The organism is Nocardioides daeguensis, assembly GCF_019192965.1.
GTDB classification, from domain to species: Bacteria; Actinomycetota; Actinomycetes; order Propionibacteriales; family Nocardioidaceae; genus Nocardioides; species Nocardioides daeguensis.
Map to the genome: position 1 here is coordinate 210,950 of NZ_JAHTKU010000003.1, position 24,260 is coordinate 235,209.

Consider the following 24,260-nt stretch of genomic DNA (forward strand, 5'->3'; position numbering starts at 1 on the left):
GCGGCTTCACCGCGGTTGACGATGGCGATTCGCGAGACCGTTGGCACGTTCTCGACCCTTCCATCTCGCGACGCGCACGGGACAGCGCGGATCCCACAGGCTTGGTGGCGAATCGTTGTGGGATCCGTCCAGCGGCGAGCGGTCGAGGCGCCGACCGGTCAGCTCGCCCGGCTCCGGTCGGGCCCGGGCGGGCGCCAGCCCACCCGGGCGGCGGCGCCCACGGCCGCCACCTGCGAGCGCACGTCCAGCTTCGCCAGGATCGACTTGACCTGCGTGCGCACCGTCGCCTCGGCGACGACACAGGTACGCGCGATGTCACGCACCTGCGCACCGTCCATCAGGGCCCCGAGGATCTCCCTCTCGCGCGGGGTGAGGTGCTCCAGCCGGGCCCGTAGCCTCCGGGCCTCCTCGCGATCGCGCAGCGCGGCTTCGACCAGCTCCGCGCGCTCGGCGGCGGCCATCGCCGGGAGCCCGTCCCGGACGCGGCCGACGGCGGCCAGGACCTCCTCGAGACAGCCCGTCGTCGGTACGACGGCCTTCGCCCCCCGCCGCAGGCACTCTCCCCCGCGGCGCCGACCATCGGTGAGGGCGACGACCGACACCCCCGCGCCGGCCAACGGGGCGACCAGACGGATGCCGTCGCCGATCCGGCCCAGGTCCAGGTCGAGCAGCACCACGCGGGGCACCGAGCGCAGCACGCACGCCAGCACGGACGCGAGCGTCGCCCGCGAGTCGGCGAGGTTGATGCGCTTGACCAGGTAGCCCTCGTGAGCCAGGGTCGCGGCGACCGACTCCGCGAAGAGCACGTGGTCCTCGACGATCGTCAACCGGGTCGGCCGCGCGCCCGCCGTCATGCGTGCTTCCCGTCATCCACCGCAGGCGCTCCCGTTCGACGCTCCTACCGGTGGCCTACTGCCAGACCCGCCGTGGGGGTGAGTATGCGCGCATCACCCTCACGGCGCCAGCACCTCGGGTGCGGCGTACCCCATTCTTGCCGGCCGGTCAGCTCCGTCGGCGGGAGTCGGTGGGCGCTCCGCCCCGACCCGGCTCACCCTGCCGTCGCGGTGGTTCCGCGCGGTCCGGTACCCGCTCGCCGGGGAGGGTGTCCGCCTTGACCGCATGCCGCTCCCCGAGGGGTCGCGGCGGCCCGACAGTGGTGTCCGTGACGGTCTGCTGCTCGGCCTCGGCGTTGACCTCGGCTCCGAGGAGGACGACGAACATGGTGAGCCACAGCCACAGCAGGAGGATGACGACACCAGCCAACGCGCCGTAGGTCTCGTTGTAGGAACCGAAGGAGTTGACGTAGAGCGAGAACCCGAGGCTCGCGACGACCCAGATCACGGTGGCGACGCTCGCGCCGACCGAGACCCACGACAGGCGGGGGTCGTCGCGGTCGGGTGCGAGCCGGTACAGGAGTGCGAGCATCACCGTCATGACCGCGACGAGCCCGAGCCACCGGAGGCCCTCGAGCAGCCACCGCTGCGGCCCGGAGCCGATGAGGTCGTCGAGCACGGCGGGCGCCGCGGCGACCAGGGTCAACGCGACCACCACGAACACGATGGCACCGAGGGTCAGCCCGAGCGAGAGGAGCTTGCGCTTGACGAACCCCCGGGTCTCCTCCTCGTCGTAGGCCACGTTGATGGCCGTCACCATGTTGCCGACACCGCCCGACGCGCTCCACAGGGCGAGAACGAGGCTCACGATCAGCCCCAGCCCGAGCGACTGCTGGGGCGTGGAGGCGATGGCTCTCAGCTGGTCGGTCAGCAGGGAGGTCGCATCCGCCGGCAGTGCTCGGCCCAGGTCGCGCACCTGGGCCTCGACGTCCTGCGGGTCGCGGACCAGCCCGTAGAGCAGGACCCCGGCGATCATCGCGGGGAACAGGGCGAGGAAGGAGTAGAAGGCCACGCCGGCCGCCATGAGCGGCACCTGGTCCGCCTTCGCCTCCCGCCACGCACGCCGGGTGATCTGCCACCACCCGCGGGGCGGGATCTCCACGGGAGTCTCCGCTCCCGCCCCCGGGTAGTCGGCGTCGCGGTCGTGGTTCGTCATGTTCCCGGGGCGTCGTCGCGGACGTGTTCGGCCGAGGTGCGTCCTTCCTCCTTGATGCTCTGGGCCGAGTCCTGGACCGACGCCTTCAGCTGGTCGGCCGCCTCGGCGGCACTCTCCTTGAGGTCCTCGCCGACCTGTTGCCCCATGGCCTTGGCCTCGTCGACGAGGCCGTGCTCCTGGGCGGCCTCGGTCAGCCGTCGGGCTGCTGCGGTCTCGGCCTCGGAGGCCGGAACGAGCGCGGACACGACCATGCCGGCCCCGAACGCGATGAGTCCCGCCGCCAGCGGTGCGCCCTGGGTTCGGGTCTCGACGGCGTGCACGGCGCTCTGGGCAGTCCCCTCGACGCCGTGGACGGCACCGGACGCGGTGTCGGAGAGGGTGCTGACCGCACTCCTTCCCGTGCCCGCCGCGCTTTGCGCACCGCTCTCGGCCGTACCCATCACGCGGTCCTTCACCGAGGTCACTCGTCCACGCAACGACGCCTTGCGGCGCTCGATGAGTCGGCTCGGCGCCACCTTGTCGTAGAGCTCGTCGACATCGCGGGAGAGCTCTCGACGGGTGCCGGCGATCTCCGCGCTCATTCGGGCTTCATCTGCTTCGCCCATTGCACGTCCTCCTTCAGGGTCCGCTGGGTGGTCTCCAGCGTCGGGTTCATGGTCATGAGCTCTCGGCGTCCGGTCTGGGCGAGCAGCGCGGCCGCGACGGCCCACAGGACGCCGACGATGAGGGCTGCCCAGCCGAGGTCCATCCAGCTGCCGAGCAGGAACATCAGTGCCAACGACACGAACAGGAGCATGAGGTGAGCGGCGACGCCGGCACCGGCGAGGAAGCCGGCGCCCTTGCCGGCCTTGGCCGCCTCGGTCTTCGCCTCGGCCTTGGCGAGGTCGAGCTGCTGCTTGACCAGCGTGGTGAGGTCGCCGGCGATGTCGCCGACGATGTCACCGAGCGACCGGGTCTCCCCGGGACCGGCAGGCAGGTCGGGGCGCTCCTCCAGATGGGCCCCGCCCCGGGGGACGCCGGGTGGGGCAGCGTCCCGTGCTCCGGACAGGTCGGCCGTCGGTGGCGGCGGCATCGCGGCGTCCGGGGCGCTGGACGGCATCCCTGCCAGCCGGTCGCCCAGCCGCTCGCCCCGCCCGCCCGGGGCATCGGTGGGCGGCTGCATGCTCACGGCATCCCCCCGGTCGGGCCGGTGCCCGTCGCCGGCGGCGGCGTGCCCGCGGGCGGGGTGGCGCCGGGTGAGAGCGGGTCCAGGGGGGCGCCCGTGCCCGCGACCGGACTGGCCGTCCCTGCCAGCGGCCCTGCGGAACCGGACCCGGGCGCACCGGCCGACGCGGTCCCTGCCGGCGCCCCGGTGTGCGTGTCGCTGTCGTCGCTGCTGGCCTGCTGAGCGCCTCGCGTCAGCCGGCCGGCGACGACGCCGGCGACGAGCGAGCCCAGCAGGAACGTCCCGGGGCGCCGCCGGGCGAAGCCGCGCACCTGGTCGAGGAGCTCCGCCGGCTGGCGCCCTTCGAGCTGGGAGCGCAGGGCTCGTGCCCTGTCGGCAACCTCACCGACCAGCTCCCGCGCGGGACCTCCGTGGCTGGGCTCGCCGCGCACCATGCGGTCGAGATCGTCGCCGAGCTCGCGGAGGACGCCGACGAGCCGGTCGAGCTGGGTACTGGACTGCTCCTCGAGCTGGAGGCGGGCGTCGTCGAGCAGCTGGCTCGCCTGGGTCCTCGCCTCCCCCACGACGCTCTGCGCCTCACCCTTCGCCACCTCGGCGACGTGCTGCGCCTCCTGTCTCGCGGTGCCCGCCGCGGCCTGCGTCTGTTCCTTGACGCCACCGCCGCCACCGCTGTCACCACCACGCTGCGTTCCGCTCGTGGCGCCGCTGCTGTCGCTCTGCGTGCCGCTGCCGCTGCCGGTCCCGGCGTAGGCGCCTGCCTGGGCATCGCCCGGGTTGTCCGGGTCGAGCGCCGAGGCTCCCAAGTCGTACGTGCTCATGCGCGGTTCCTCCCTTCGATCGTCGAGTGCATCGGAGGTACCCGCGACGGGCGAAACATGCGCACTGCAACCAAAGGTGCCCCCACGTGGGGGACGACCGAGGCCTGTCGGCGCCGGGTCTCCGGCTCGTCTCCTCGATCCCGGCGGGGCCATCGGCTGTCACGACGCGTGGACCCCGACCCGGTCCGCGCCGAGCCGGCCCGCTCAGCGCTTGAGCGTCTGGGACGGGAGCTCCTGGTAGGCCGCGCGATAGGCCTGGGCGAACCTGCCGAGGTGGAAGAAGCCCCACTGCGCCGCGACGTCGGTGACCGACACCGTCGCGGGGTCCGCGGCGAGCAGGTCGGCGCGCGCCCGGGCGATCCGTGCGCTCCGCAGCCGCTCGAGCGGCGTCATGCCGAGCTCGCGCTGGAACGCCTCCTGCAGGGTGCGGGCCGAGACGCCCGCGTGCCGGGCCAGCTCGGCCAGGCGCCAGGCGCGCTCGGGCTCGGCCTCGATCAGGTCGACCACCGTGCGGACCACGCGGGGACAGGAGGTCTCGGGCGCGGCCACGGGCCGCCGGTTGTTGGGCTGGGCCGAGAGCAGCCCGGCGATGAGGGTCTGCTCGAAGTGGGTCGAGGCGAGGGGCGAGCGGAACAGGGCGCCGCCGGCCTCGATGTCGTCGAGGGCGAGGTGGACCAGGCGCAGCCAGGCGCGGGTGGCCGGCGTCTCCAGGTCCATCGCCGGGGTGAAGACCACGGGGGTCGGCTCGTCGCCGTCGGCGCCGAGCTCCTCGACGGCGCGGCGCCGGAGGTAGACGAGCAGCTGCTCGCACCCGTCGCTCCACACCATGTCGACGGCCTCGGTCGGCGAGCCCACCGACGCGCGGCTTCGGGAGGAGGCCACGACCTGGTCCCCGACGCGGACCCGCGCGGTGCCCCGCAGCGGGACCTGGACCAGGAAGAAGTCGTCGAAGGTGCCGGGCGTGATCCGGACCTCGTCGCCGTAGCGGAGGTAGTTGAGGCTGACGTCGGCGCCGATCGAGGCCGAGCTGTGCACCATGTCGAGCCGGCCGTCACGGCGGGTCAGCTCGAGCCGGTGGGCGCAGAAGCGCTCGCCGACCTCGCGGCGCGCCTCATCGACGTCCGCCGTCTCGATCTGGCGGTGCTCGGCGAGCAGCGTCCGGGTCACCTCTGCTCCTTCGGTCGGCTGGCCCATTGGCGCACCTCTCCGGCGTGCATGTCAATGCCCGCACGATCGTCACGGGCAAGCCACACCGCCCGGCGGGGGCGGATCTGCGATCCGTCGCGGTTCGCGGACGCCGGCCGCGCTTTCCGGATAGTGCGCGCTCGCCGGCATGTCTACGTTCCCGGCAACGCGATGTGACCTGCATCGCACAGCTCTGAGGCGGAGGTATCCCACCATGACCGATCTGACCGGTCGGACCGCGATCGTCACCGGCGGCGCAACGCTGCTGGCCCACGGGGTCGTGAGCGCGCTCGCTCGGGCCGGGGCGCGTGTCGTCGTCGCCGACATCGACGAGGAGGGCGGCCGGGCCGCCGAGAAGCTCGGCGACGAGGTGGTCTTCCTCCGCGCCGATGTCACCGACGACGGCTCGGTCGCCGACCTGGTCGCCGGGACCGTCGACCGCTTCGGCGGCATCGACATCGTCGTGAACCTGGCGGCGACCTACCTGGACGACGGCTTCGCCACGCCCCGCGGCGACTGGCTCAAGGCCCTCGACGTCAACGTGGTGTCGATGGTGGAGGTCGTCCGAGCCGCCCATCCGCACCTGCGGGCCAGCGAGCACGCGGCGGTCGTGAACTTCACCTCGATCTCCAGCAAGGTCGCGCAGACCGGCCGCTGGGTCTACCCCGCCTCCAAGGCCGCGATCGTCTCGCTGACCCGCTCGATGGCCATGGACCTCGCGCCCGACGGCATCCGGGTGAACTCGGTCAGCCCCGGCTGGACCTGGTCGAAGATCATGGACGAGCTCTCCGGCGGCAACCGTGAGAAGACCGACGCCGTCGCCGCGCCGTTCCACCTGACCGGCCGCGTCGGCGACGGAGCCGAGGTGGGCGCGGTCGTCGCCTTCCTCGTCTCCGACGCCGCCTCCGTCGTCACCGGCGCCGACTGGGCCGCCGACGGCGGCTACTCCGCCCTCGGCCCCGAAGGGGCCGTTCCCGCCATCCCGCAGCTCTCCGAGTGAGGACACCGTCATGAAGATCGCGATCGTCGGAGCCGGGTTCGCCGGCATCTCCTCCGCCAAGGTCCTGCGCCAGCTCGGTCACGACGTGACCGTCCTCGAGAAGACCCCCGACATCGGCGGCGTGTGGAGCCGCACCCGCCGCTACCCGGGCCTGAAGACCCAGAACAACAAGGGCACCTACTGCCTCTCCGACAAAAAGATGCCGCGCGACTACCCCGAGTGGCCCAGCGGCGAGCAGGTGGCGGCGTACCTCTCGTCCTACGCCGACGAGTTCGGCGTCACGCCGTACGTCCGGCTCGACACCGAGGTGCAGCACGCCGCCCCCACGCCCGGCGGCGGTTGGGACGTCACCACGGCCCAGGGCACCGAGCACTTCGACCACCTCGTGCTGGCGAGCGGGATCTTCTCGCGGCCCTTCGTGCCGCCGGTCGAGGGCCTCGAGGACTTCGAGCAGGCCGGCGGGCAGTACCTCCCCTCCAGCGAGTTCCACAGCATGGACCAGGTCCGCGGCAAGCACACCGTGGTCCTCGGCTACGGCAAGTCGGCCTGCGACATCACCGTCGAGATCGCCAAGGAGGCGGCCGCCACCTCCGTCGTCGCCCGCGAGCTGCTCTGGAAGATGCCGCGCAAGGTCAGCGGCGTCGTGAACTACAAGTACCTGATGCTCACCCGCCTCGGCGAGGGCCTGTTCCGCTACCGCTCGGTCAACGGCGCGGAGCGGCTGCTCCACGCCAAGGACTCGATGATGGCCAACAACATGCTCGGCACGGTCGAGAGCGTCACGACCAAGCAGCTCAAGCTCGACAAGCTCGGCCTCATCCCCCAGGGCACCTTCGCCGACATCGCGAAGTCGACGGTCTCCCTCGCCACCGAGGGCTTCTTCGAGGGCGTCTCGACCGGAGCGATCCGGGTCCACCGCGACACGGTGATCAGCCGCTTCCTCGAGAAGGACGGCAAGCCCCACGCCGAGCTCGCCAACGGACAGGTGCTCCGCGCCGACGTCGTGATCGCGGCCACCGGCTGGACGCAGGACATCCCGTTCCTGCCGCGGGAGGTGCTCGACCAGCTCCTCGACGAGAACGGCGACTTCCTGCTCTACCGGCAGATCCACCCGATCAACGTTGCGGACCTGAGCTTCGCGGGCTACAACTCGTCCTTCTTCTCGCCGCTGTCAGCCGAGGTCTCGGCGATCTGGATCGGCTCCCACCTCGGCGGGCACCACCAGGTGCCGTCGCGGGAGGAGATGCTGGAGCAGACCCGCGCCCGGCTCGCCTGGATGCGCGAGCGCACCGGAGGGATGCACGCACGGGGCACCAACATCATCCCGTTCTCGATGCACAACGTGGACGAGGTGCTCTCCGACGTCGGCCTCGACGTGCCGCGGCGGACCAAGGCGAAGCAGTGGCTGATGCCGGTCAAGCCCGCCGACTACCGCCGGATCACGCCGCGGCTCGCGCGCCGGATGGGTGTCGACAGCCGATGAGGGACAGCTACGACGTCGTGGTGATCGGCTCGGGGATCAACGGGCTGGTCGCCGCGGCCGAGCTCGCCGGCGCCGGCCGGTCGGTGGCGCTGCTCGAGGAGCGCGACCGCCTCGGCGGCTTCATCGCCTCCGACGAGCTCACCGTGCCCGGGTTCGTGCACGACACCTTCAGCTCCTGGCACCCGCTGTTCCAGGCCGGCGGCGCCTACGCCGACCTCGGCGCCGACCTCCACCGGCACGGGCTCAGCTACCGCAACGCCGAGGGCCCCGTCACCGCCTCGGTCTCCGAACGTGGAGCCGTGGTGGCGCACCGCGATCCCGAGGAGACGGCGGCCGGCTTCGCCCGCGCCGCCGACCGGGCGTCGTACGGCGCGATGCTGGCGGAACTGGGGCGCTGGGCGCCGCACGTCTTCGGCGCGCTCGGCTCGGAGCTGCGCGCCCGCGACCTGGCCCGGCTCGGGCTCGGCGCGGTGCGCGGCCTCGGCCGCGACGGCCTGACCGAGCTGGCCAGGGTCGCGACGCAGAGCGGCCGCGGCCTGACCCGGGAGCGCTTCGCCGGGACCGAGGTCGACCAGCTGTGGGCGCCCTGGCTGCTGCACGCCGGCCTCGCCCCCGACCAGGCCACGGGCGGCCTGATGCTGCCCGTGATGGCCTTCACCATGCACGAGATCGGGCTGCCGGTCGTCGAGGGCGGGGCGGCGAGCTTCGTCGCGGCCTTCGAGGCGCTGCTCATGGAGCGCGGGGTCGAGATCCTGCGGGGGACGCCGGCGAAGGCGATCGCCGTCCGGTCCGGCCGCGCGGTCGGTGTCGACACCGGCGCCGGCCACCTGCGGGCCGGAGCGGTGCTGGCATCGACCTCGACCGGTCGCCTGTACGACGGGCTCCTCCCCCCGGACGCCGTGGGCCCGGCGGGCCGCGCCGCGGTCGCGCGTCACCGCCCCGGCCGCGCGGCCGCGCAGATCCACCTCGCGCTCGAGGCTCCGCTCCGCTGGAGCGACAGCCGGCTCGACACGGTCCCGCTGGTCCACGTCAGCAACGGCTCGGACAGCACCGCCATCGCCTGCGCGCAGGCCGAGGCGGGCCTGCTGCCCGCCGAGCCGACCGTCGTGGTCGGCCAGCAGTGCGTGCTCGACCCGACGCGCGCCCCGGAGGGCGGGGCGACCCTGTGGATCCAGCTGCAGGAGCTCCCGTGGCGGCCGGTCGGCGACGCCGCGGGGCGGCTCGACACGAGCGAGGGCTGGACACCCGCCCTCGCCGACGCGTACGCCGAGCGCGTGATCGACCGGATCGAGCAGTTCGCTCCCGGGCTGGCGGACAGCGTGATCGCGCGTCACGTCATCGACCCGACCGGGCTGGCCGCGGCCAATGCCAACGCGGTGCACGGCGACCCGTACGGCGGCGCGGCGGAGCTGGACCAGTCGCTGCTGTGGCGTCCCGGAACGGCCACCGGGCACCGCACCGGCGTACCGAACGTCTTCCACATCGGGGCGTTCACGCACCCGGGTCCGGGCCTCGGCGGCGGCTCCGGCCACCTCGTCGCCCAGCAGCTGATCAGGCGCCGGGCAGCAGGACGACGTCGCCGGAGCTGAGCGACCACTGCCACGAGGCCTCGCTGACGATGTCGGCGAGGCCTCGTTCGGCGTTGTGGAGGAGGTCGAGGTCCCCCGTCTCGTCGCGACTGACGACCCAGGGGCCGAGCGCGAGGCGGTCGTTGCCGAGGACGGCGTCGGCGGCGCCGAGCAGGTGCTCGACGGCGCGCTCCACCGCGACCTGCCGGGTCGGGCTGCCGATGACCACGGCGAGCATCCGGAGGCCGTCGGGGACCTCGCTGCCGGCGGCGTGCACGACCGGCTGCGGGAGGTGCGTGATCCGCCCACCGTCGGCGAGGAGCACCCGGCCCGGCGCCGGGAGGGGCGCGAGGAGGGTGACCTCCTCGAGCCGGTGCTGGGGCGCCAGCCCGCAGGCCGACATCGCGAGGTCGAGGACGGTCTCGCTCCGCAGCGCCTCCGACGCGTCGGCGTACGGCAACGAAGGGTCGGCGCTGAGGTCGACGATGCCGTCGCCCTCGACGAGGCCCCAGCCGATCCCGCCGACGTGCCGGAAGGTCGTGATCCTCACGTCACTCGAGGGTGGTGCCGGCCTCGGCGCCCTCGAGGAAGACGTTCGGCTTGAGGAAGAAGGCGATCAGCAGCGCACCGTTGGGTGCGTGCGCGCGGTGCTGGTTGCCCTTGGGACGCCACGAGAAGTTGCCGGGCGTGGTCTCGCCCTCCTCGTCGACGATGCTCCCCTCGAGCACGTAGGTCTGCTCGATCTCGACGTGCTCGTGCAGCGGGAGGACGGCGCCCGGCTCCCAGCGGAACAGGGCGGTCAGCAGGCCGGTCTCCGGCTCGCGGAGCAGGACCTTCATGTCGATGCCCGGGAAGCCGGTCGGCTTCCAGGGCAGCTCGTCGACCTGCACGTAGCGGGAGGCGAGCGGCGGAAGGGCGTTGAGCTCGTCCGCGTACGGGGTCATGGCGGGCATGGCGTTCTCCTTCGGGTTCAGTTGGCGGGGCGGACGAGCCGCTCGTCGGGGATGACCGCGACGCCGAGGATCTCGATGAGGGCCTCGGGCTGCCACAGGCCGGTGGTGCCGATCCCGGCCATGGCCGGGTAGACCGGACCGGCGAGCTCGCGCCAGGCGGCGCCGATCTCGCGGCCGTGGGCCTGATAGTCGGGGATGTCGGTCAGGTAGATCGTGATCGAGACGAGGTCCTCCGGCACGCCACCGGCGGCGCGCAGCGTGGCGAGCACGTTGCCGAAGGCCTGGCGGAACTGCTCGACGATGCCGCCGGGAACGATCCGCATGTCGGCGTCGAGAGCGGTCTGCCCCCCGAGGTAGAGCGTGTTGCCGCTCAACGTGCCGTGCGAGTAGCCGCTCGGGGCGGCGAGCTCGGCGGGATTCACCGCGACAGGCGTGAGGTCCTTCGCGAGCGGGGCTGTCAGGTCGGTGGTCATGGGGACAACCATAGGTTGCGTATTGACATCAGCGCAACGTTCGTGTCAAAAATGTCATATGCGAATGGCGACCGTCACCCTGCCCGACACCGTCGGCACCACCGCCGCGATCGAGATCGAGGGCCGGTGGCACGCCCTGCCGGCCGCGGACCTGAGCGAGCTGCTGGCAGCCGGCATCGCCCCCGTCCCCGGCGACGAGCTGGCGGGCGCCCGGCCGACCCTGCCGTTGCCGCGACCGGGCAAGGTGATCTGCTGCGGGCTCAACTACGGCGACCACATCGCCGAGACCGGTCGCGAGAAGCCGTCGTACCCGACGCTGTTCGCCAAGTACGCCGACACGCTGCTCGCGCCCGGGGCCGACATCGTCCTGCCCGCCCACGACGGCCTCGAGCTCGACTGGGAGGCCGAGCTCGCCGTCGTGGTGGGCGCGGAGCTGCGCCACGCCACGCCCGCGGAGGCCGAGGCAGCGATCGCGGGCTACACGGTCGCCAACGACATCTCGGTGCGCGACTGGCAGCGCCGCACCCTGCAGTGGTTCCAGGGCAAGGCCTGGGACGCGACCACCCCCCTGGGCCCGGTCGTCGTCACGCCCGACGAGCTCGACCCGACGTCCGGCGTCGAGGTGGTCTGCCGGGTCAACGGCGTCGAGCGACAGCGGGGCAACACCAAGACGCTGGTCTTCGACAGCGCGGCGCTCCTGTCCTACATCTCGACCTTCACCGTGCTGCGCCCGGGCGACGTCGTGCTGACCGGCACGCCCGGCGGCGTCGGCATGGGCATGGAGCCGCCCACCTACCTCCGCGACGGCGATGTCGTCGAGACCGAGATCCCCGGCATCGGCCTGCTGTCCAACACCGTCCGCATCGCCTGATCCCCCACCCGACCGAAGGACACTCCCATGGCACCGACCAGCTCGATCCTCACCGACGCCATCACCCTCAAGGAGAGCCAGGCCGAGGTCTTCGACGTGGCGTTCACGGCGACCACCCAGCCGTGCCCGTGGCCCAAGGCCTACGGCGGCGACATGGTCGCGCAGGCGGTCGTGGCCGCGGTCCGCACCGTGCCCTCGGCCGGGCCGGACGCCAAGTCGCTGCACTCGATGCACTCCTACTTCATGCGGCCCGTCGACATCGGCGCGGAGGTCCGCTACGAGGTCGAGCTGCTCCGCGACGGGCGCGGCTACAGCACCCGCCAGGTGCGGGCCTTCCAGAACGGCAAGGTCGTCTACGTCTGCCTGGCGAGCTTCGCCGCCGGCGAGCCGGGCGGCTCGTTCCAGGCCAGCCTCCCCACCGGGTTCCCGGCCCCGGAGGACCTGCCGACCTCCGCGGCCTACCTCGCGGACCGGGCGGGCGGCACCATGACCGAGGCGTCGAAGGCGTACTGGTCCGGCGGCCGCAGCTTCGACATGCGCCACACGCCCGGCCCCGTCTACCTGACCGTCGACGGCGAGCGGACGCCGCACCAGGCCGTCTGGGTCAAGCCGTACGACGCGCTGCGGCCCGTCGAGGGCCTCACCGACGAGCAGCGGGACCTCGCCGCGCTCGCCTACGTCTGCGACTACACGATCCTCGAGCCCGCTCTGCGGGTGCTCGGCCTGGCCTGGGCCGACGAGGGACTCGTGACGGCCAGCCTGGACCACGCGATGTGGTTCCACCGGCCGGTCCGGATGGACGGCTGGCTGCTCTACGCGCAGGAGGCCGTGTCCGTCGAGAACGGCCGCGGCTCGGCGATCGGCCGCTTCTTCACACCCGAGGGCGAGCTCGTCGCCACCGTGGTGCAGGAGGGCTTGATCCGCGCGGCCGGCCCGGTGTCGTGAGCGCACCGCGTCCCACGGTCGGGGCGGACTCCTTCGCCCGCGACCACCGACCGCCGACGCAGCCGGGGCCGCCCACGGAGCCCACCACGCCGCTCCTGCGACACCCCGAGCCTCTCGACGCGGCGGTCGAGACCAACGACCTGCGCCAGGTGCGGTGCGTCACCGCCCTGCCGCACACCACCAGTGGAAAGCCGCAGCACCTCAAGCTGCCCCAGCTCAGCGAATCGGAGAACCGAGCATGAAGATCGCGATCGTCGGTGGCGGGCCCGGTGGGCTCTACTTCGCCACCCTGATGAAGACCCTCGACCCCAGCCACGACATCACTGTCTGGGAGCGCAACGCGCCCGACGACACCTTCGGGTTCGGCGTCGTGTTCTCCGACGAGACCCTCGGCAGCATCGAGGGCGCCGACCAGGTCATCCACGACCGGATGGAGACCCGGTTCGCGCGCTGGACCGACATCGACGTCGAGTTCAACGGCACCCCCTTCACCGTGGGCGGCCAGGGCTTCGCCGCGATGTCGCGCAAGGAGCTGCTGCAGATCATGCAGGAGCGGGTCGCCGAGCTCGGCGTGAGCGTGCACTACCGCACCGAGGCCCCGGACCCCGACCAGCTGCGCGCGGAGTACGACCTCGTGCTCGCCGCCGACGGCCTCCACTCCGCCGTCCGCACCAAGTACGCCGACATCTTCCGGCCGACACTGGACCGGCGGGACAACAAGTACATCTGGTTCGGCACCGACCTCGTCTTCGAGGCCTTCCAGTTCTTCGTCAAGCAGACCGAGTTCGGCACCATGCAGATCCACGGCTACCCGTACTCGGCCGAGGGCTCGACGTTCATCGTGGAGATGCACGACGACGTGTGGCGCCGCGCCGGGCTGGACCGCACCGAGCACGAGCTCTTCGGGCCGGGCGTCTCCGACGAGTACGCCGTCGAGCGGATCGCCGAGATCTTCGCCGACGAGCTGCAGGGCCACCGGATCCTCACCAACAACTCCAAGTGGCTCAACTTCCACACCGTCCGCAACGAGCGCTGGTACCACGACAACGTCGTGCTGCTCGGCGACGCCGCCCACACCGCGCACTTCTCGATCGGCTCGGGCACCAAGCTCGCCATGGAGGACGCGCTCGCGCTGGCCGCCTGCCTGCACGAGCACCCGAGCGTCGAGGCCGCCCTGGCGGCGTACCAGACCGAGCGGAAGCCGGTGGTCGAGTCGACCCAGCGCGCGGCCCAGGCCTCGCTGGAGTGGTTCGAGAACATCGGCATGTACGCCGCCCAGGACCCCGCGCAGTTCGTCTTCAACCTGCTCACCCGCTCGCGCCGGATCACCTTCGAGAACCTCAAGGACCGCGACGCCGTCTTCGCCGGCCTGATGGAGAGCGAGTTCGCCCGCAACCAGGGCGGCGACGAGGCCGCACCGGCCATGTTCCAGCCCGTCCGGATCGGCGAGCTGGAGCTGAAGAACCGGGTCATGCTCTCGCCCATGGACCAGTACTGCGCCGTCGAGGGCGTGCCGACGGACTTCCACCTGGTGCACCTCGGCAGCAAGGCGCTCGGCGGCGCCGGGCTGGTGATGACCGAGATGACCTGCGTCTCCCCCGAGGGCCGGATCACGCCGGGCTGCCCGGGCCTGTGGACCGACGAGCAGGCCGCGGCATGGCGCCGGGTGACCGAGTTCGTGCACGCGAACAGCACCGCGAAGATCGGCACCCAGCTCGGCCACTCCGGCCGCAAGGGTTCGACGAAGCTGATGTGGGACGGCATGGACGAGCCGCTCGAGGACGGCAACTGGGAGGTCGTCGGGCCCTCGCCGCTGCCGTACGGCCCCGGCTGCCACGTCCCGCGCGAGGCGACCCGGGCCGACCTGGACCGGGTCGTCGCCGACTTCGTGTCCGCGGCCCGGCGAGCCGTCGAGGCGGGCTTCGACCTCGTCGAGGTGCACGCGGCTCACGGCTACCTGCTCTCCTCCTTCCTCTCCCCCGTCGCGAACCACCGCACCGACGAGTACGGCGGCTCGCTGGAGAACCGGCTGCGCTTCCCGATCGAGGTCTTCACCGCGGTCCGCGACGCGGTGCCCGCCGCGATCCCGGTGACCGTGCGCATCTCCGCCACCGACTGGATCCCGGACGGCAACACCGAGGACGACGCCGTCGAGATCGCCCGCGCCTTCATCGCCGCCGGAGCGGCCGCGATCGACGTCTCCTCCGGTCAGGTCGGCAAGGAGGAGCGGCCGGCGTTCGGCCGGTCCTACCAGACCCCCTTCGCCGACAAGATCCGTCACCGGGTGGCCGAGCCCGCGGGCGTCAAGGTGATCGCGGTGGGCGCCATCTCGTCGTACGACGACGTCAACTCGATCCTGCTCGCCGGTCGTGCCGACATCTGCGCACTGGGCCGCACCCACCTCTACGACCCGAGCTGGGCGCTGCACGCAGCCGCGGAGCAGGAGTACGTCGGCGCGGCCGCCGACTGGCCCGTGCAGTGGGCCGCCGGCCGCCGCCGGCCGCCGACGTCGCGCACCGACAAGGTCCCGCCCCGCCTGCAGCTGCTGCGCGAGGGCGAGACCGGCGCGGTGCACCTGCGGTGGACCCCGGCCCGGGCGCAGGCGACTTCCTGACATCACCGAGAATGCCGGTCATGGACGACTCCGCCCGCGCCGCCGGCGTGTTCCGCACCCGTGTCGAGTGGATCGACACCGACGCGTCCGGGATCTACCACAACAGCACCGTGACCCGCTTCGTCGAGGCGGCCGAGGCCACGCTCATGCGCGAGCGTGGCCTCGGCGACTACTTCGCCAGCGCCCCGCGGGTGCGCTACGAGGCGGACTTCCTCGCTCCCCTGTTCTTCGGCCAGGAGGCGACGACCACGGTCTCGCTCGTCTCGATCGGCAGCTCCTCGATGACCTGGGAGTTCGAGGTCTGGGGCGAGGAGTTCGCGGGCCGTCCGCGCGCCGCGGCGGCACGAGGGCGCTACGTCACGGTGCACATGGGCACCGGCCGGGTGGCCGCGACGTCCGCGGACGGCACCCGGCGCAGCCGGCCCTGGCCGTCGGACTGGGTCGCGGCGCTCACCGCGACTCCCGGCTCCTGAGGGCAGAATGCCGTCCGTGAGCAGCAAGGCACCGCAGTCCCGGACCACCGTCGTCACCTTCCTCGGCGCGGTGGTGCGTCCGCTCGGCGGCTGGATGCCGATCGCCGGTGCCGTCGACCTGCTGGCCGAGGTCGGCCTGGACGCGCCGGGGGTGCGCACGGCCGTCTTCCGGCTGAAGAAGAACGGCTGGCTCGACTCGGTGGCCCGCGACGGAGCGCGGGGCTACGCGCTGACCGACGAGGCCGATGCGACCCTGGCTGCCGGCGACGAGGTGATCTGGCACGCCCGGCGCCCCGCCGACCTCGCCGACGGCTGGTGCATCGTGCACTTCGGCGTCCCCGAGGCCAAGCGCGCCCAGCGCCACCAGCTGCGCGCCCACCTGGCACACCTCGGCTTCGGCAACGCGGGCACCGCGCTGTGGATCGCGCCGGCACGGATGCGGCCGGCGGCCGAGCGGGCGATCGCGGAGCTCGACCTGGCCGAGCACGCCGCGATCTTCGTCGGTGGCTACCACGGGCCGCAGGACCTGACCGAGCTGCTGTACGGCTCCTGGGACCTCGAGGCGATCGACCAGGGCTACCGCGACTTCGTCGACGCCTACGGGCCGCGGGTCGACGAGCTCCGCGGGCTGCGGGGAGCGGCGGCGTTCGCCGCGTACCTCTCCGTCGTCGACACCTGGCGCAAGCTGCCCTTCCGCGATCCGGGCCTGCCCAGCGAGGTCCTCGACCCGAAGTGGTCGGCCCCCGAGGCCACCGAGCTCTTCGAGCGGCTCGTCGCGCTGCTGGAGAAGCCGGCGCTCAAGCACGCGAAGACGCACTGGCCCCAGCCCTGAAGCAGGGCTGGGGCCGGTGCGGGCTCGCGACGGGTCAGAGGGCCTCGGGCCGCAGGCCCTTCTTCACCAGGCGCGGCATGACCTCCTCGGCGAAGTACTCGAGCTCGCCGACGTAGTCCACGAAGGCCATGGTGATGCCACCGAACCCGGCCTTCGCGAAGCGCTCGATCTCGTCGGCGACGTCGTCGGGCGAGCCGATCAGCGGGCAGGTGCCGTGTCCGGCGGCGAAGCGACTGCGGAAGTTCTCCAGCAGGTCCTTCGAGAACGACTGCGCGTGCAGGCCCTGCAGCCGCATCAGGTTGTCGACGGCGTCCCAGTCGGCGTTCTCGACCGCGTAGTAGTGCAGGTACTCCTCCGCCTCCTTGCGGGTCGGGCGGCACACGACATGGGTCGGCGTGAGGACGCCCGCCTGGCGTCCGAGCGCGGCCGAGTTGGCCTGCAGCTCGGTGACGACGTCCGCCCCGTCCTCGGGACCGCCGACGATCGTGAAGACGAAGTCGGCGTTGCGGGCGGCGTACGCCTTGCCCTGCGCGGACGAGCCGGCGTTGAGGATCGGGAGCCGGCCGGCGGCCGGCTTGGGCACCGACTCGATGCCCTCGAGGTTCCAGAAGCGGCCCTTGATGTCGTACCGGCCCTCCCTGCTCCACAGCGTGTTCATCACGTCGATCCACTCCTGCGCCAGCTGGTAGCGCGAGTCGTGGTCCTGCGGCAGGTCGGCACCCATCGCGACGTACTCGGGCTGGTTCCACCCCGCGACGACGTTGACACCGATGCGGCCCGGCGCCATCTGGTCGATCGTCGCGAGCTGCTTGGCGACCACGGCCGGGTGGTTGAAGGCGGTGTGGATCGTCGCGAAGACGTTGAGCCGCTCGGTGTGGGCCAGGATCGCCGTCGCCCACGGGATGGGCTCGAGGACGCCCTCGTGGAAGTTGGTGTCACCGCCGTAGCCGATCCAGCGGGCGATCGGCAGCATGAAGTCGATGCCCGTCTCGTCGGCGAGCCGGGCCAGCCTGAGGTTGTCCTCCCAGGAGGCCGACCAGCGCTCGGGGATCGTGGTGACGGCGAGGCCGCCGGAGCAGTTGGCCGAGAACAGGCCGAGACGGAAGTGGTCGTTGTCGAGGATCGGGATGCTCATGGTTTCTCCTGGGGTGGGTGGACGGGTCAGCGCTGGAGGGTCATGGGGACGACGTCGGCGGCGGCGGTCATGGCGTGGACCTCGCCGATCAGGTAGGTGTGGTCACCCACCGCGAACCGGTGCGCGACGCGGCACTCGAGTCGCAGCGGGACGTCGACCGGGAGGATCGGCATGCCGTCGAGCCCCGGCGTCCAGTCCAGGCCGGCGAACCGGTCGGAGGCCGAGGTCGCGAACCGGGTGATGAGGTCCGTCTGGTCGGCGGCGGCCACGTGGACGACGTAGCCGTCGGCCGCCAGCCACTCGTCGAGCTGGCTCGAGCGGTGGTCGATGCACCACCCGACCAGCGCCGGCTCGAGCGAGGTGGCGTGGAAGCTGTTGACGGTCTTGCCCACCGGTCCGTCGGGACCGAGCGCGGTGACGATGGCGACGCCGGTGGGCCAGCGAGCCAGCTGTCCGCGCAGCGCTGAGGGCGTCACATCGAGTGTGGTCGGGCTCACACAGGTCATGCCAGAATCGTGGGACCGAGGTACGGGTCGTCGCTATCCGGTGGACGACAGCACTGTCCATTCCGCGCAGACATGTCATGCTGTTGACGTTCGTTGGAGAGTTGCAATTTACCGACAGCAGGAGGGGCCATGGCACGTGTCTCCACGCCACTCGGCTCGCACGGCGTGCTGCGCACCACCAACATCGACGACGCGCGGGCGTCCGTGGCCGCCTCGCTCGCCCCGCACGAGCTCACCCCCATGCGCGAGAGCGAGCGGTTCCGGGCGCTGCACAACGCCGCCGAGCTGCACCGGCTGAGCTTCCACTACATCGACTACGGCACCGAGGTCGAGGTCAGCGCCGACCGCCTGGACTTCCACCTGATCCAGATCCCCCTCGGCGGACTCAGCCACATCGTCGCCGGCGCGGAGTCGTTCACCGCCACCGCTCGGCGGGCCGCGATCACCGCCCCCGGAGAGCCGGTGCGGATGCGCTACTCGGCCGGCAACCCCCGGCTGATGGTCCGGATCACGCCCGACCTCCTGCGCGAGCGCCTCGACGTCGCGACGGCCGGCGGCCTCGTCGTACCCGAGCAGTCCGGCACCACCTTCGACATCACCCGCGGCGCCGGGCGCAGCTGGCGCGGCCTCGTCGACACCGTGCTGACCGACCTCGAGCGCGAGGACGGGCTCGCCGCCTCCCCGCTGGCCGCGGCGGCGCTGCAGCTCGCCGTCGTGGACGGGCTCATCGTCTCGCTCGCCGCCACGCCCGAGGAGGCCGTGGCCGAGCGCGCCGCCCCCGACCGGGTGATCCGCCGCGCCGCGCGGCTGATCGAGGAGCACTGTGCCGAGCCGCTCGGGACCCTCGACATCGCCGAGGCGGTCGGCCTCTCGATCCGTGCGCTCCAGGCGGGGTTCAAGGCCCACCTCGACACGACACCGATGGCCTACGTGCGCCAGGCGCGACTCGAGCGGGTCCGCCAGTCGCTCTCCGACGGCTCCGTCCAGTCGGTCACCGAGGCCGCCTCGAAGTGGGGCATCGCCCACCTGGGCCGGCTCTCCGGCGACTACCGTGCCGCGTTCGGGGAGACGCCGAGCGAGACGCTGCAGCGCAACCGCTGACCCGCGACGAGGCGGCCCACGCGATGTCAGCGCTTTCCGGCTGACCCACGCGTTTTCCGGATAGATGCGCTCCCCGAGCAGCGCCTACCGTCCTGCGACGACCGCGTGTGATGTGACCACGCTCACCCTTCGAAAGGTTGCCGCCATGACCGCAGTTGACGCCCTCCTCGCCGGACTCGCCGCGGGCGAGGTCGAGATCGTCGATCTCACCGCCCCGCTCTCGCCCGAGACCCCGATCCTGCAGCTGCCCGCGCCGTTCGCGAACACCATCCCGCTCTCGCTCGAGGTCGTCTCGGACTTCGACGACGCCGGCCCGGCCTGGGGGTGGAACAACATCCACACCGGCGAGCACACCGGCACCCACCTCGACGCCCCGGTGCACTGGGCGACGGGTCGCGACGGCTACTCCGTCGACGCCATTCCGCCGCAGCGCCTGATCGGTCCCGCGGTCGTCCTCGACTTCACCGCGGAGGCCACGCAGAACCCGGACTTCCTGCTCGAGCCCGAGCACCTCGAGAAGCACGTCGCCAACAACGGCCCGCTCCCCGACGGCGCCTGGCTGGTCTTCCGCACCGGCTGGAGCCGCTTCAACAAGGACGCCGCCGCGTTCGCGAACGCCGACCAGGACGGGCCGCACACGCCCGGCGTCTCCGCCGCCGCCGCGCAGTGGCTGTCGCAATCGGCGATCACCGGCTTCGCCGTCGAGACGGTCGGCGTCGACGCGGGCCAGGCCGGTGGCATGGAGCCGCCGTTCCCGGTGCACCACTTCCTGCTCGGCGCCAACAAGTTCGGCCTGACCCAGCTGCAGAACCTGGACCGGCTGCCGGCGACCGGCGCGGTGATCGTCGCCGCGCCGCTGCCGATCGTCGGAGGAACGGGCTCTCCGGCCCGGGTCCTCGCGATCGTCCCGGCCTGACCTCCCCCACCCGATCTCCCCCACCTGCAGGAAGGACCACGATGGCCGAGCGGTCGTTCGCCCACGAGGTGAAGAAGCTCCGCATGGGCGAGGGCAGCCGGTTCTCCGGCGAGGGCATCCTCGCCGTGACCAAGGCCCTGCTGCAGTCCGGCGTCGCCTACGTCGGCGGCTACCAGGGCGCCCCCATCTCGCACCTGATGGACGTCCTCGGTGACGCACACGAGATCCTCGACGAGCTCGACGTCTACTTCGAGAACAGCGCGTCGGAGGCGACGGCCGCCGCGATGCTCGCCGCATCCGTGAACTACCCGCTGCGCGGCGCGATCACCTTCAAGTCGACCGTCGGGACCAACGTCGCCTCGGACGCACTCGCCAACCTGGCCAGCGGCGGCGTCCGCGGTGGCGCGCTGATCATCGTGGGCGAGGACTACGGCGAGGGCTCCAGCATCATGCAGGAGCGCTCCCACGCCTTCGCGATGAAGTCCCAGATGTGGCTGCTCGATCCGCGGCCGAACATCGAGGCGATCGTCAACGCGGTCGAGGCGGGCTTCGAGCTCTCGGAGGCCAGCAACACCCCGGTGATGCTGCAGCTGCGCCTGCGTTCGTGCCACCTCTACGGCAGCTTCACCGCCAAGGACAACGTGCGCCCGCCGATGACCGTGAAGGACGCCGTCGAGAACCCCTCGCGACAGCTCGACCGGATCGTGCTGCCCCCGGCGAGCTTCCTGCACGAGAAGGAGAAGCTCGAGGACCGCTGGCCGGCTGCCGTGGACTACATCCGCAGCCGCGGCCTCAACGAGGTCCTCGGCGCGGACGGCCCGAACGACGACATCGGCATCATCGTCCAGGGCGGTGTCTACAACACGCTCAACCGGGCGATGGAGCTGCTCGGCTGCTCCGACGCGTTCGGCAACACGCAGGTGCCGACCTACGTCATGAACGTGACCTACCCGGTCGTGGACTCGGAGATCCTGGAGTTCTGCGAGGGCAAGCGGGCGGTGCTCCTGGTCGAGGAGGGCCAGCCCGACTACATCGAGCAGAACCTGAACGCGATCCTGCGGCGAGCCGGCTCGTCCGTCGCGCTGCACGGCAAGGACCTGCTCCCCGTCGGCGGCGAGTACACGGCGGCCGCCGTCACCAAGGGCGTGCACGCCTTCCTCAGCAAGTACGCCCCCGGCGCCGCCCCGGGCAGCCCGACCCTGCTGCTGCCGCAGTCCGACCCCGCCAGCCCGTTCGCCCCCCGGGTCGACGCGTCCGTGGTCCGCACCCGGCCGCCCGGCCTCTGCACCGGTTGCCCCGAGCGGCCCATCTTCTCCGCACTCAAGCTGGCGGAGAAGGAGACCGGCAAGAAGCACCACGTCAGCGCCGACATCGGTTGCCACCTGTTCGCGATCAACGAGCCGTTCAACCTCGGCGCGACCACGATGGGCTACGGCCTCGGCTCCGCCGGTGCCGCGGCGCTCAACTCCAAGGACGCCGACCGGCGCACCGTCGCGGTCATGGGCGACGGTGGCTTCTGGCACAACGGGTTGACCAGTGGCGTCGGCAACGCGGTGTTCAACCAGAGCGACCAGCTCCTGCTCGTGGTCGACAACGCCTACAGCGCCGCCACCGGCGGCCAGGACGTGCTGTCGTCGAAGGCCGACAACGTGCTGCGCTCGACCAAGCACCCGATCGAGAAGGCGGTCCGCGGTGTCGGCGTCACCTGGGCGCGGACGGTCAGCGACACCTACCAGATCGGCAGGCTGCGTGACCTCTTCGTCAAGGCGCTGACCACCCGCACCGAGGGCCCGAAGGTCGTCGTCGCGCAGAGCGAGTGCATGCTCAACAAGCAGCGCCGCGAGAAGCCGGTGCGTGCCAAGGCGATGAAGGAGGGCAAGCGGGTCGTCAAGGAGCGCTTCGGCGTCGACGCCGACACCTGCACGGGCGACCACGCCTGCATCCGGGTCTCCGGCTGCCCCTCGCTGAGCATCAAGACCAATCCCGACCCGATGCGTACCGACCCGGTCGCAACGGTGCTCGACTCGTGCGTCGGCTGCGGCGTGTGCGGCGCGAACGCCCACGCGGCGTCGCTGTGCCCGTCGTTCTACCGCAGCGACCTGGTCTACAACCCGACCCGGCGCGACAAGGTCCTCGCCGCCCTGCGTGGCGGCTGGATCGGCCTCCTTTCGGGAGGCGTCGAGCGCCGGGCCGCCCGCTACGAAGTCCTCGAGGTGAACTGATGTCTAGCTGGAACGAGGGCCGTCGGCCCATCACGATCGCGATCCTGGCGATGGGCGGCGAAGGTGGCGGGGTGCTCGCCGACTGGATCGTCGACGTGGGCGAGCGGTCCGGCTACTACGCCCAGAACACCTCGGTGGCCGGTGTCGCCCAGCGCACCGGGGCCACCGTGTACTACGTCGAGATGTACCCGGGCGGAGAGCCTCACGAGGCCGACGTACGGCGTGAGCCCGTGCTCTCGCTCTTCCCGACCCCCGGCGAGGTGGACGTGGTCATCGCGTCCGAGCTGATGGAGGCGGGTCGCGCGATCCAGCGCGGCTTCAGCACGCCCGACCGGACGACGCTGATCGCGTCCACCAACCGGGTGTACTCGATGGACGAGAAGCTCGCCCTCGGCGACGGCCGGGTCGACAGCAACACCCTGCTCGAGGCAGCCCACGCGGGGGCCAGGAAGTTCATCGGCGCGGACTTCATGCAGCTCGCCCTCGACGCGCACAGCGTCATCAGCGCCGCGCTCTTCGGGGCGCTGGCCGGGTCCGGGGCGCTTCCCTTCGCGCGGGAGACCTTCGAGGAGGCGATCCGCGCGGCCGGCAAGGGGGTGGACGCCTCCCTGGCCGCCTTCGCGCTCGGCGTCGAGGCCGCGCAGCGCCCCGCGCCGGAGCCGATCGCCGCCACCCCCGCGGGCAGCGGCCCGGTGCCGATCACGATCGGGAAGCGGCCGATCGACCCGGCCGAGGAGGCGGCAGCGGTGGCCGAGCGGCGCCGCGTGGAGGTCGCTGCGACCGATCCCGCCTCGCTCGTCGGTCCCCGGCTGCAGGCCCAGGCGGCGCGCATCGCCGCTGACTTCCCGGCCCCCGCTCGCTCGATGCTGCTGCACGGAGCGGTCCGGACCGCGGTGTTCCAGAACCCCGCCTACAGCGACCGCTACCTCGACCGCGTGGCCCGGCTGGCCGCCGTGGAGTCCGGCGACACCGCCCGCCTCACGACCGAGGCAGCCCGGCACGTCGCGCTGTGGATGTGCTACCAGGACACGATCCAGGTCGCGCAGCAGAAGATCCGCCGGCGTCGGATCGAGGGCGTCCGTGCCGAGGCCAAGGCGGCGCCCGGCCAGCTGATGAACGTGCGCGAGTACCTCCACCCGCAGGTCGAGGAGATCGCCGACACCCTCCCCACCCCGTTGGGCCGCTGGGTGGCGCGCTCCGCCTGGTTCGGCAGGGTCGTCGGGCGGCTGACCCGCAACGGCATCGTGGTCAACACGACGGGGATCATCGGCTTCACGTTGCTGTGGGCGATGGCGATGTTCCGCCCGATCCGGCCTCGCTCGCTGCGCTTCGGACGCGAGCAGACCGCGATCGACCAGTGGCTCGGGCAGGCCCTGGCCGCCGCACCGATCGACTACGACCTGGCCTGCGAGATCGTCGAGTGCCAGCGGGTGCTCAAGGGGTACGGCGAGACGCACCACCACAGCGTCGAGAGCTTCACCCGCCTGATGACGGCCGCCGACAGCCTGGTCGGTCGCGCCGACGCCGCGGGCACGCTCGCCGGACTCCGGTCGGCGGCGCTGGCCGACGAGGACGGCGTCGCCCTGGAGCAGGCCCTGCTCGCGATCTCCACCGCGCCGGAGCCGGCACCCGCCGCCTGAGCGGGCGTCCTCCCTGACGACGGTCGTCGAGTCGTCGGTCGCCATGTCGTGCAGTCGGTTGTCCACCGCGGCGCGCAGGCTGCGGTCGGTGAGGGCGTCGAGCCGGTCGCAGACGCTGAACGGCTCCCCCGTGGTCGCCGCCCGGGAGCGGACAGAGCCCCGTGGGGTGGTGGGCTTGAGGTGATCCTCGGTGCCTACGTGTCGCTGCTCTCGATGGCGGCGACGGGGTCAGTATCGCTGGTCTCGTAGAGCTTCGCCATGGATCCTTCGGACAGGTAGCGGCGGTCGCCCGCGATCCACTCATCGTGCAT

At 72.1% G+C, this 24,260-nt stretch carries 24 protein-coding genes; 13 read left to right on the forward strand and 11 right to left on the reverse strand.

Annotated elements, in window-relative coordinates:
• Nucleotides 1–158: 158 nt before the first annotated feature.
• The 6 genes from KU893_RS02735 to KU893_RS02760 all read right to left on the reverse strand — a co-directional run bounded on the left by KU893_RS02735 (nucleotide 159) and on the right by KU893_RS02760 (nucleotide 5,199).
• A complete protein-coding gene (locus KU893_RS02735) occupies nucleotides 159–854 on the reverse strand; it encodes a response regulator transcription factor (protein WP_218232771.1) in 696 nt (231 codons plus the stop codon).
• Between the two features lie 148 nt (nucleotides 855–1,002).
• The gene (locus KU893_RS02740; RefSeq protein WP_218232772.1) at nucleotides 1,003–2,049 is read right to left on the reverse strand and encodes a YihY/virulence factor BrkB family protein; all 1,047 of its coding nucleotides are present in this window, start codon (nucleotides 2,047–2,049) and stop codon (nucleotides 1,003–1,005) included.
• Entirely contained in the window at nucleotides 2,046–2,630 is a 585-nt protein-coding gene (locus tag KU893_RS02745; protein WP_218232773.1) for a DUF3618 domain-containing protein, read from the reverse strand. Before KU893_RS02745 ends, KU893_RS02740 begins: the two co-directional genes overlap by 4 nt.
• On the reverse strand, nucleotides 2,627–3,211 hold the full coding sequence (locus KU893_RS02750; protein WP_246591726.1) for a phage holin family protein: 585 nt from the start codon (nucleotides 3,209–3,211) through the stop codon (nucleotides 2,627–2,629). The genes KU893_RS02745 and KU893_RS02750 overlap by 4 nt, the downstream gene beginning before the upstream one ends.
• A 2-nt stretch (nucleotides 3,212–3,213) precedes the next feature.
• Nucleotides 3,214–4,032, reverse strand: a complete 819-nt coding sequence (locus KU893_RS02755) for an SPFH domain-containing protein (RefSeq protein WP_218232775.1) — start codon at nucleotides 4,030–4,032, stop codon at nucleotides 3,214–3,216.
• A 204-nt stretch (nucleotides 4,033–4,236) separates the two neighbouring features.
• On the reverse strand, nucleotides 4,237–5,199 hold the full coding sequence (locus KU893_RS02760; protein WP_218232776.1) for an AraC family transcriptional regulator: 963 nt from the start codon (nucleotides 5,197–5,199) through the stop codon (nucleotides 4,237–4,239).
• 232 nt (nucleotides 5,200–5,431) lie between these two features.
• Here KU893_RS02760 and KU893_RS02765 point away from each other — a divergent pair, with 232 nt between their 5' ends.
• The 3 genes from KU893_RS02765 to KU893_RS02775 are packed head-to-tail and all read left to right on the forward strand — an operon-like array spanning nucleotide 5,432 to nucleotide 9,289.
• Nucleotides 5,432–6,217: an SDR family oxidoreductase gene (locus tag KU893_RS02765; protein ID WP_218232777.1), complete on the forward strand. Its 786-nt coding sequence runs from the start codon at nucleotides 5,432–5,434 to the stop codon at nucleotides 6,215–6,217.
• A 10-nt stretch (nucleotides 6,218–6,227) separates the two neighbouring features.
• A complete protein-coding gene (locus tag KU893_RS02770) occupies nucleotides 6,228–7,700 on the forward strand; it encodes a flavin-containing monooxygenase (RefSeq protein WP_218232778.1) in 1,473 nt (490 codons plus the stop codon).
• On the forward strand, nucleotides 7,697–9,289 hold the full coding sequence (locus KU893_RS02775) for a phytoene desaturase family protein (RefSeq protein WP_218232779.1): 1,593 nt from the start codon (nucleotides 7,697–7,699) through the stop codon (nucleotides 9,287–9,289). The genes KU893_RS02770 and KU893_RS02775 overlap by 4 nt, the downstream gene beginning before the upstream one ends.
• Here the strand turns inward: KU893_RS02775 and KU893_RS02780 are convergent.
• The 3 genes from KU893_RS02780 to KU893_RS02790 are packed head-to-tail and all read right to left on the reverse strand — an operon-like array spanning nucleotide 9,252 to nucleotide 10,694.
• Entirely contained in the window at nucleotides 9,252–9,818 is a 567-nt protein-coding gene (locus KU893_RS02780; protein WP_218232780.1) for a fumarylacetoacetate hydrolase family protein, read from the reverse strand. The genes KU893_RS02775 and KU893_RS02780 overlap by 38 nt on opposite strands.
• A gap of 1 nt (nucleotide 9,819) precedes the next feature.
• Nucleotides 9,820–10,221, reverse strand: coding sequence for a cupin domain-containing protein (locus KU893_RS02785; RefSeq protein ID WP_218232781.1), 402 nt, complete (start codon nucleotides 10,219–10,221; stop codon nucleotides 9,820–9,822).
• Nucleotides 10,222–10,238: 17 nt separating this feature from the next.
• Nucleotides 10,239–10,694: a RidA family protein gene (locus tag KU893_RS02790; RefSeq protein ID WP_218232782.1), complete on the reverse strand. Its 456-nt coding sequence runs from the start codon at nucleotides 10,692–10,694 to the stop codon at nucleotides 10,239–10,241.
• Between the two features lie 64 nt (nucleotides 10,695–10,758).
• Between KU893_RS02790 and KU893_RS02795 the strand changes: the two genes are divergently transcribed.
• Genes KU893_RS02795 through KU893_RS02820 form a run of 6 tightly spaced genes read left to right on the forward strand, consistent with a single transcriptional unit; the run spans nucleotide 10,759 to nucleotide 16,429 of the window.
• Nucleotides 10,759–11,565, forward strand: a complete 807-nt coding sequence (locus KU893_RS02795; RefSeq protein ID WP_246591637.1) for a fumarylacetoacetate hydrolase family protein — start codon at nucleotides 10,759–10,761, stop codon at nucleotides 11,563–11,565.
• A gap of 27 nt (nucleotides 11,566–11,592) precedes the next feature.
• Nucleotides 11,593–12,510 carry an acyl-CoA thioesterase gene (locus tag KU893_RS02800; protein ID WP_218232784.1) on the forward strand — a complete coding sequence of 306 codons (918 nt, stop codon included), beginning with the start codon at nucleotides 11,593–11,595 and terminating at the stop codon, nucleotides 12,508–12,510.
• Nucleotides 12,507–12,752, forward strand: a complete 246-nt coding sequence (locus KU893_RS02805) for a hypothetical protein (protein ID WP_218232785.1) — start codon at nucleotides 12,507–12,509, stop codon at nucleotides 12,750–12,752. The genes KU893_RS02800 and KU893_RS02805 overlap by 4 nt, the downstream gene beginning before the upstream one ends.
• Entirely contained in the window at nucleotides 12,749–15,124 is a 2,376-nt protein-coding gene (locus KU893_RS02810; protein WP_218232786.1) for a bifunctional salicylyl-CoA 5-hydroxylase/oxidoreductase, read from the forward strand. Before KU893_RS02805 ends, KU893_RS02810 begins: the two co-directional genes overlap by 4 nt.
• 20 nt (nucleotides 15,125–15,144) lie before the next feature.
• Complete coding sequence (locus tag KU893_RS02815) at nucleotides 15,145–15,597, forward strand: acyl-CoA thioesterase (RefSeq protein WP_218232787.1); 453 nt, start codon at nucleotides 15,145–15,147, stop codon at nucleotides 15,595–15,597.
• 16 nt (nucleotides 15,598–15,613) lie between these two features.
• On the forward strand, nucleotides 15,614–16,429 hold the full coding sequence (locus tag KU893_RS02820) for a PaaX family transcriptional regulator (protein WP_257440882.1): 816 nt from the start codon (nucleotides 15,614–15,616) through the stop codon (nucleotides 16,427–16,429).
• 34 nt (nucleotides 16,430–16,463) lie between these two features.
• Here the strand turns inward: KU893_RS02820 and KU893_RS02825 are convergent, their stop codons facing one another.
• A complete protein-coding gene (locus KU893_RS02825) occupies nucleotides 16,464–17,564 on the reverse strand; it encodes an LLM class flavin-dependent oxidoreductase (RefSeq protein ID WP_218232789.1) in 1,101 nt (366 codons plus the stop codon).
• A 26-nt stretch (nucleotides 17,565–17,590) separates the two neighbouring features.
• On the reverse strand, nucleotides 17,591–18,070 hold the full coding sequence (locus KU893_RS02830) for a flavin reductase family protein (RefSeq protein WP_218232790.1): 480 nt from the start codon (nucleotides 18,068–18,070) through the stop codon (nucleotides 17,591–17,593).
• Between the two features lie 129 nt (nucleotides 18,071–18,199).
• Between KU893_RS02830 and KU893_RS02835 the strand changes: the two genes are divergently transcribed.
• The 4 genes from KU893_RS02835 to KU893_RS02850 all read left to right on the forward strand — a co-directional run bounded on the left by KU893_RS02835 (nucleotide 18,200) and on the right by KU893_RS02850 (nucleotide 23,949).
• Nucleotides 18,200–19,171 carry an AraC family transcriptional regulator gene (locus KU893_RS02835; RefSeq protein WP_218232791.1) on the forward strand — a complete coding sequence of 324 codons (972 nt, stop codon included), beginning with the start codon at nucleotides 18,200–18,202 and terminating at the stop codon, nucleotides 19,169–19,171.
• Nucleotides 19,172–19,316: 145 nt separating this feature from the next.
• Nucleotides 19,317–20,087, forward strand: coding sequence for a cyclase family protein (locus tag KU893_RS02840; RefSeq protein WP_218232792.1), 771 nt, complete (start codon nucleotides 19,317–19,319; stop codon nucleotides 20,085–20,087).
• Between the two features lie 41 nt (nucleotides 20,088–20,128).
• Nucleotides 20,129–22,309 carry a thiamine pyrophosphate-dependent enzyme gene (locus KU893_RS02845; RefSeq protein ID WP_218232793.1) on the forward strand — a complete coding sequence of 727 codons (2,181 nt, stop codon included), beginning with the start codon at nucleotides 20,129–20,131 and terminating at the stop codon, nucleotides 22,307–22,309.
• A complete protein-coding gene (locus tag KU893_RS02850; RefSeq protein ID WP_218232794.1) occupies nucleotides 22,309–23,949 on the forward strand; it encodes an indolepyruvate oxidoreductase subunit beta family protein in 1,641 nt (546 codons plus the stop codon). The genes KU893_RS02845 and KU893_RS02850 overlap by 1 nt, the downstream gene beginning before the upstream one ends.
• Nucleotides 23,950–24,260 lie beyond the last annotated feature (311 nt).

Excerpts from the sequence above, each read along its gene's own strand:
- KU893_RS02735 (WP_218232771.1), bottom strand. The coding sequence starts at position 854 with ATGACGGCGGGCGCGCGGCCGACCCGGTTGACGATCGTCGAGGACCAC.
- KU893_RS02740 (WP_218232772.1), bottom strand. The coding sequence starts at position 2,049 with ATGACGAACCACGACCGCGACGCCGACTACCCGGGGGCGGGAGCGGAG.
- KU893_RS02745 (WP_218232773.1), bottom strand. The coding sequence starts at position 2,630 with ATGAGCGCGGAGATCGCCGGCACCCGTCGAGAGCTCTCCCGCGATGTC.
- KU893_RS02750 (WP_246591726.1), bottom strand. The coding sequence starts at position 3,211 with ATGCAGCCGCCCACCGATGCCCCGGGCGGGCGGGGCGAGCGGCTGGGC.
- KU893_RS02755 (WP_218232775.1), bottom strand. The coding sequence starts at position 4,032 with ATGAGCACGTACGACTTGGGAGCCTCGGCGCTCGACCCGGACAACCCG.
- KU893_RS02765 (WP_218232777.1), top strand. The coding sequence starts at position 5,432 with ATGACCGATCTGACCGGTCGGACCGCGATCGTCACCGGCGGCGCAACG.
- KU893_RS02770 (WP_218232778.1), top strand. The coding sequence starts at position 6,228 with ATGAAGATCGCGATCGTCGGAGCCGGGTTCGCCGGCATCTCCTCCGCC.
- KU893_RS02775 (WP_218232779.1), top strand. The coding sequence starts at position 7,697 with ATGAGGGACAGCTACGACGTCGTGGTGATCGGCTCGGGGATCAACGGG.
- KU893_RS02785 (WP_218232781.1), bottom strand. The coding sequence starts at position 10,221 with ATGCCCGCCATGACCCCGTACGCGGACGAGCTCAACGCCCTTCCGCCG.
- KU893_RS02790 (WP_218232782.1), bottom strand. The coding sequence starts at position 10,694 with ATGACCACCGACCTGACAGCCCCGCTCGCGAAGGACCTCACGCCTGTC.
- KU893_RS02795 (WP_246591637.1), top strand. The coding sequence starts at position 10,759 with ATGGCGACCGTCACCCTGCCCGACACCGTCGGCACCACCGCCGCGATC.
- KU893_RS02800 (WP_218232784.1), top strand. The coding sequence starts at position 11,593 with ATGGCACCGACCAGCTCGATCCTCACCGACGCCATCACCCTCAAGGAG.
- KU893_RS02810 (WP_218232786.1), top strand. The coding sequence starts at position 12,749 with ATGAAGATCGCGATCGTCGGTGGCGGGCCCGGTGGGCTCTACTTCGCC.
- KU893_RS02815 (WP_218232787.1), top strand. The coding sequence starts at position 15,145 with ATGGACGACTCCGCCCGCGCCGCCGGCGTGTTCCGCACCCGTGTCGAG.
- KU893_RS02825 (WP_218232789.1), bottom strand. The coding sequence starts at position 17,564 with ATGAGCATCCCGATCCTCGACAACGACCACTTCCGTCTCGGCCTGTTC.
- KU893_RS02830 (WP_218232790.1), bottom strand. The coding sequence starts at position 18,070 with ATGACCTGTGTGAGCCCGACCACACTCGATGTGACGCCCTCAGCGCTG.
- KU893_RS02835 (WP_218232791.1), top strand. The coding sequence starts at position 18,200 with ATGGCACGTGTCTCCACGCCACTCGGCTCGCACGGCGTGCTGCGCACC.
- KU893_RS02840 (WP_218232792.1), top strand. The coding sequence starts at position 19,317 with ATGACCGCAGTTGACGCCCTCCTCGCCGGACTCGCCGCGGGCGAGGTC.
- KU893_RS02845 (WP_218232793.1), top strand. The coding sequence starts at position 20,129 with ATGGCCGAGCGGTCGTTCGCCCACGAGGTGAAGAAGCTCCGCATGGGC.
- KU893_RS02850 (WP_218232794.1), top strand. The coding sequence starts at position 22,309 with ATGTCTAGCTGGAACGAGGGCCGTCGGCCCATCACGATCGCGATCCTG.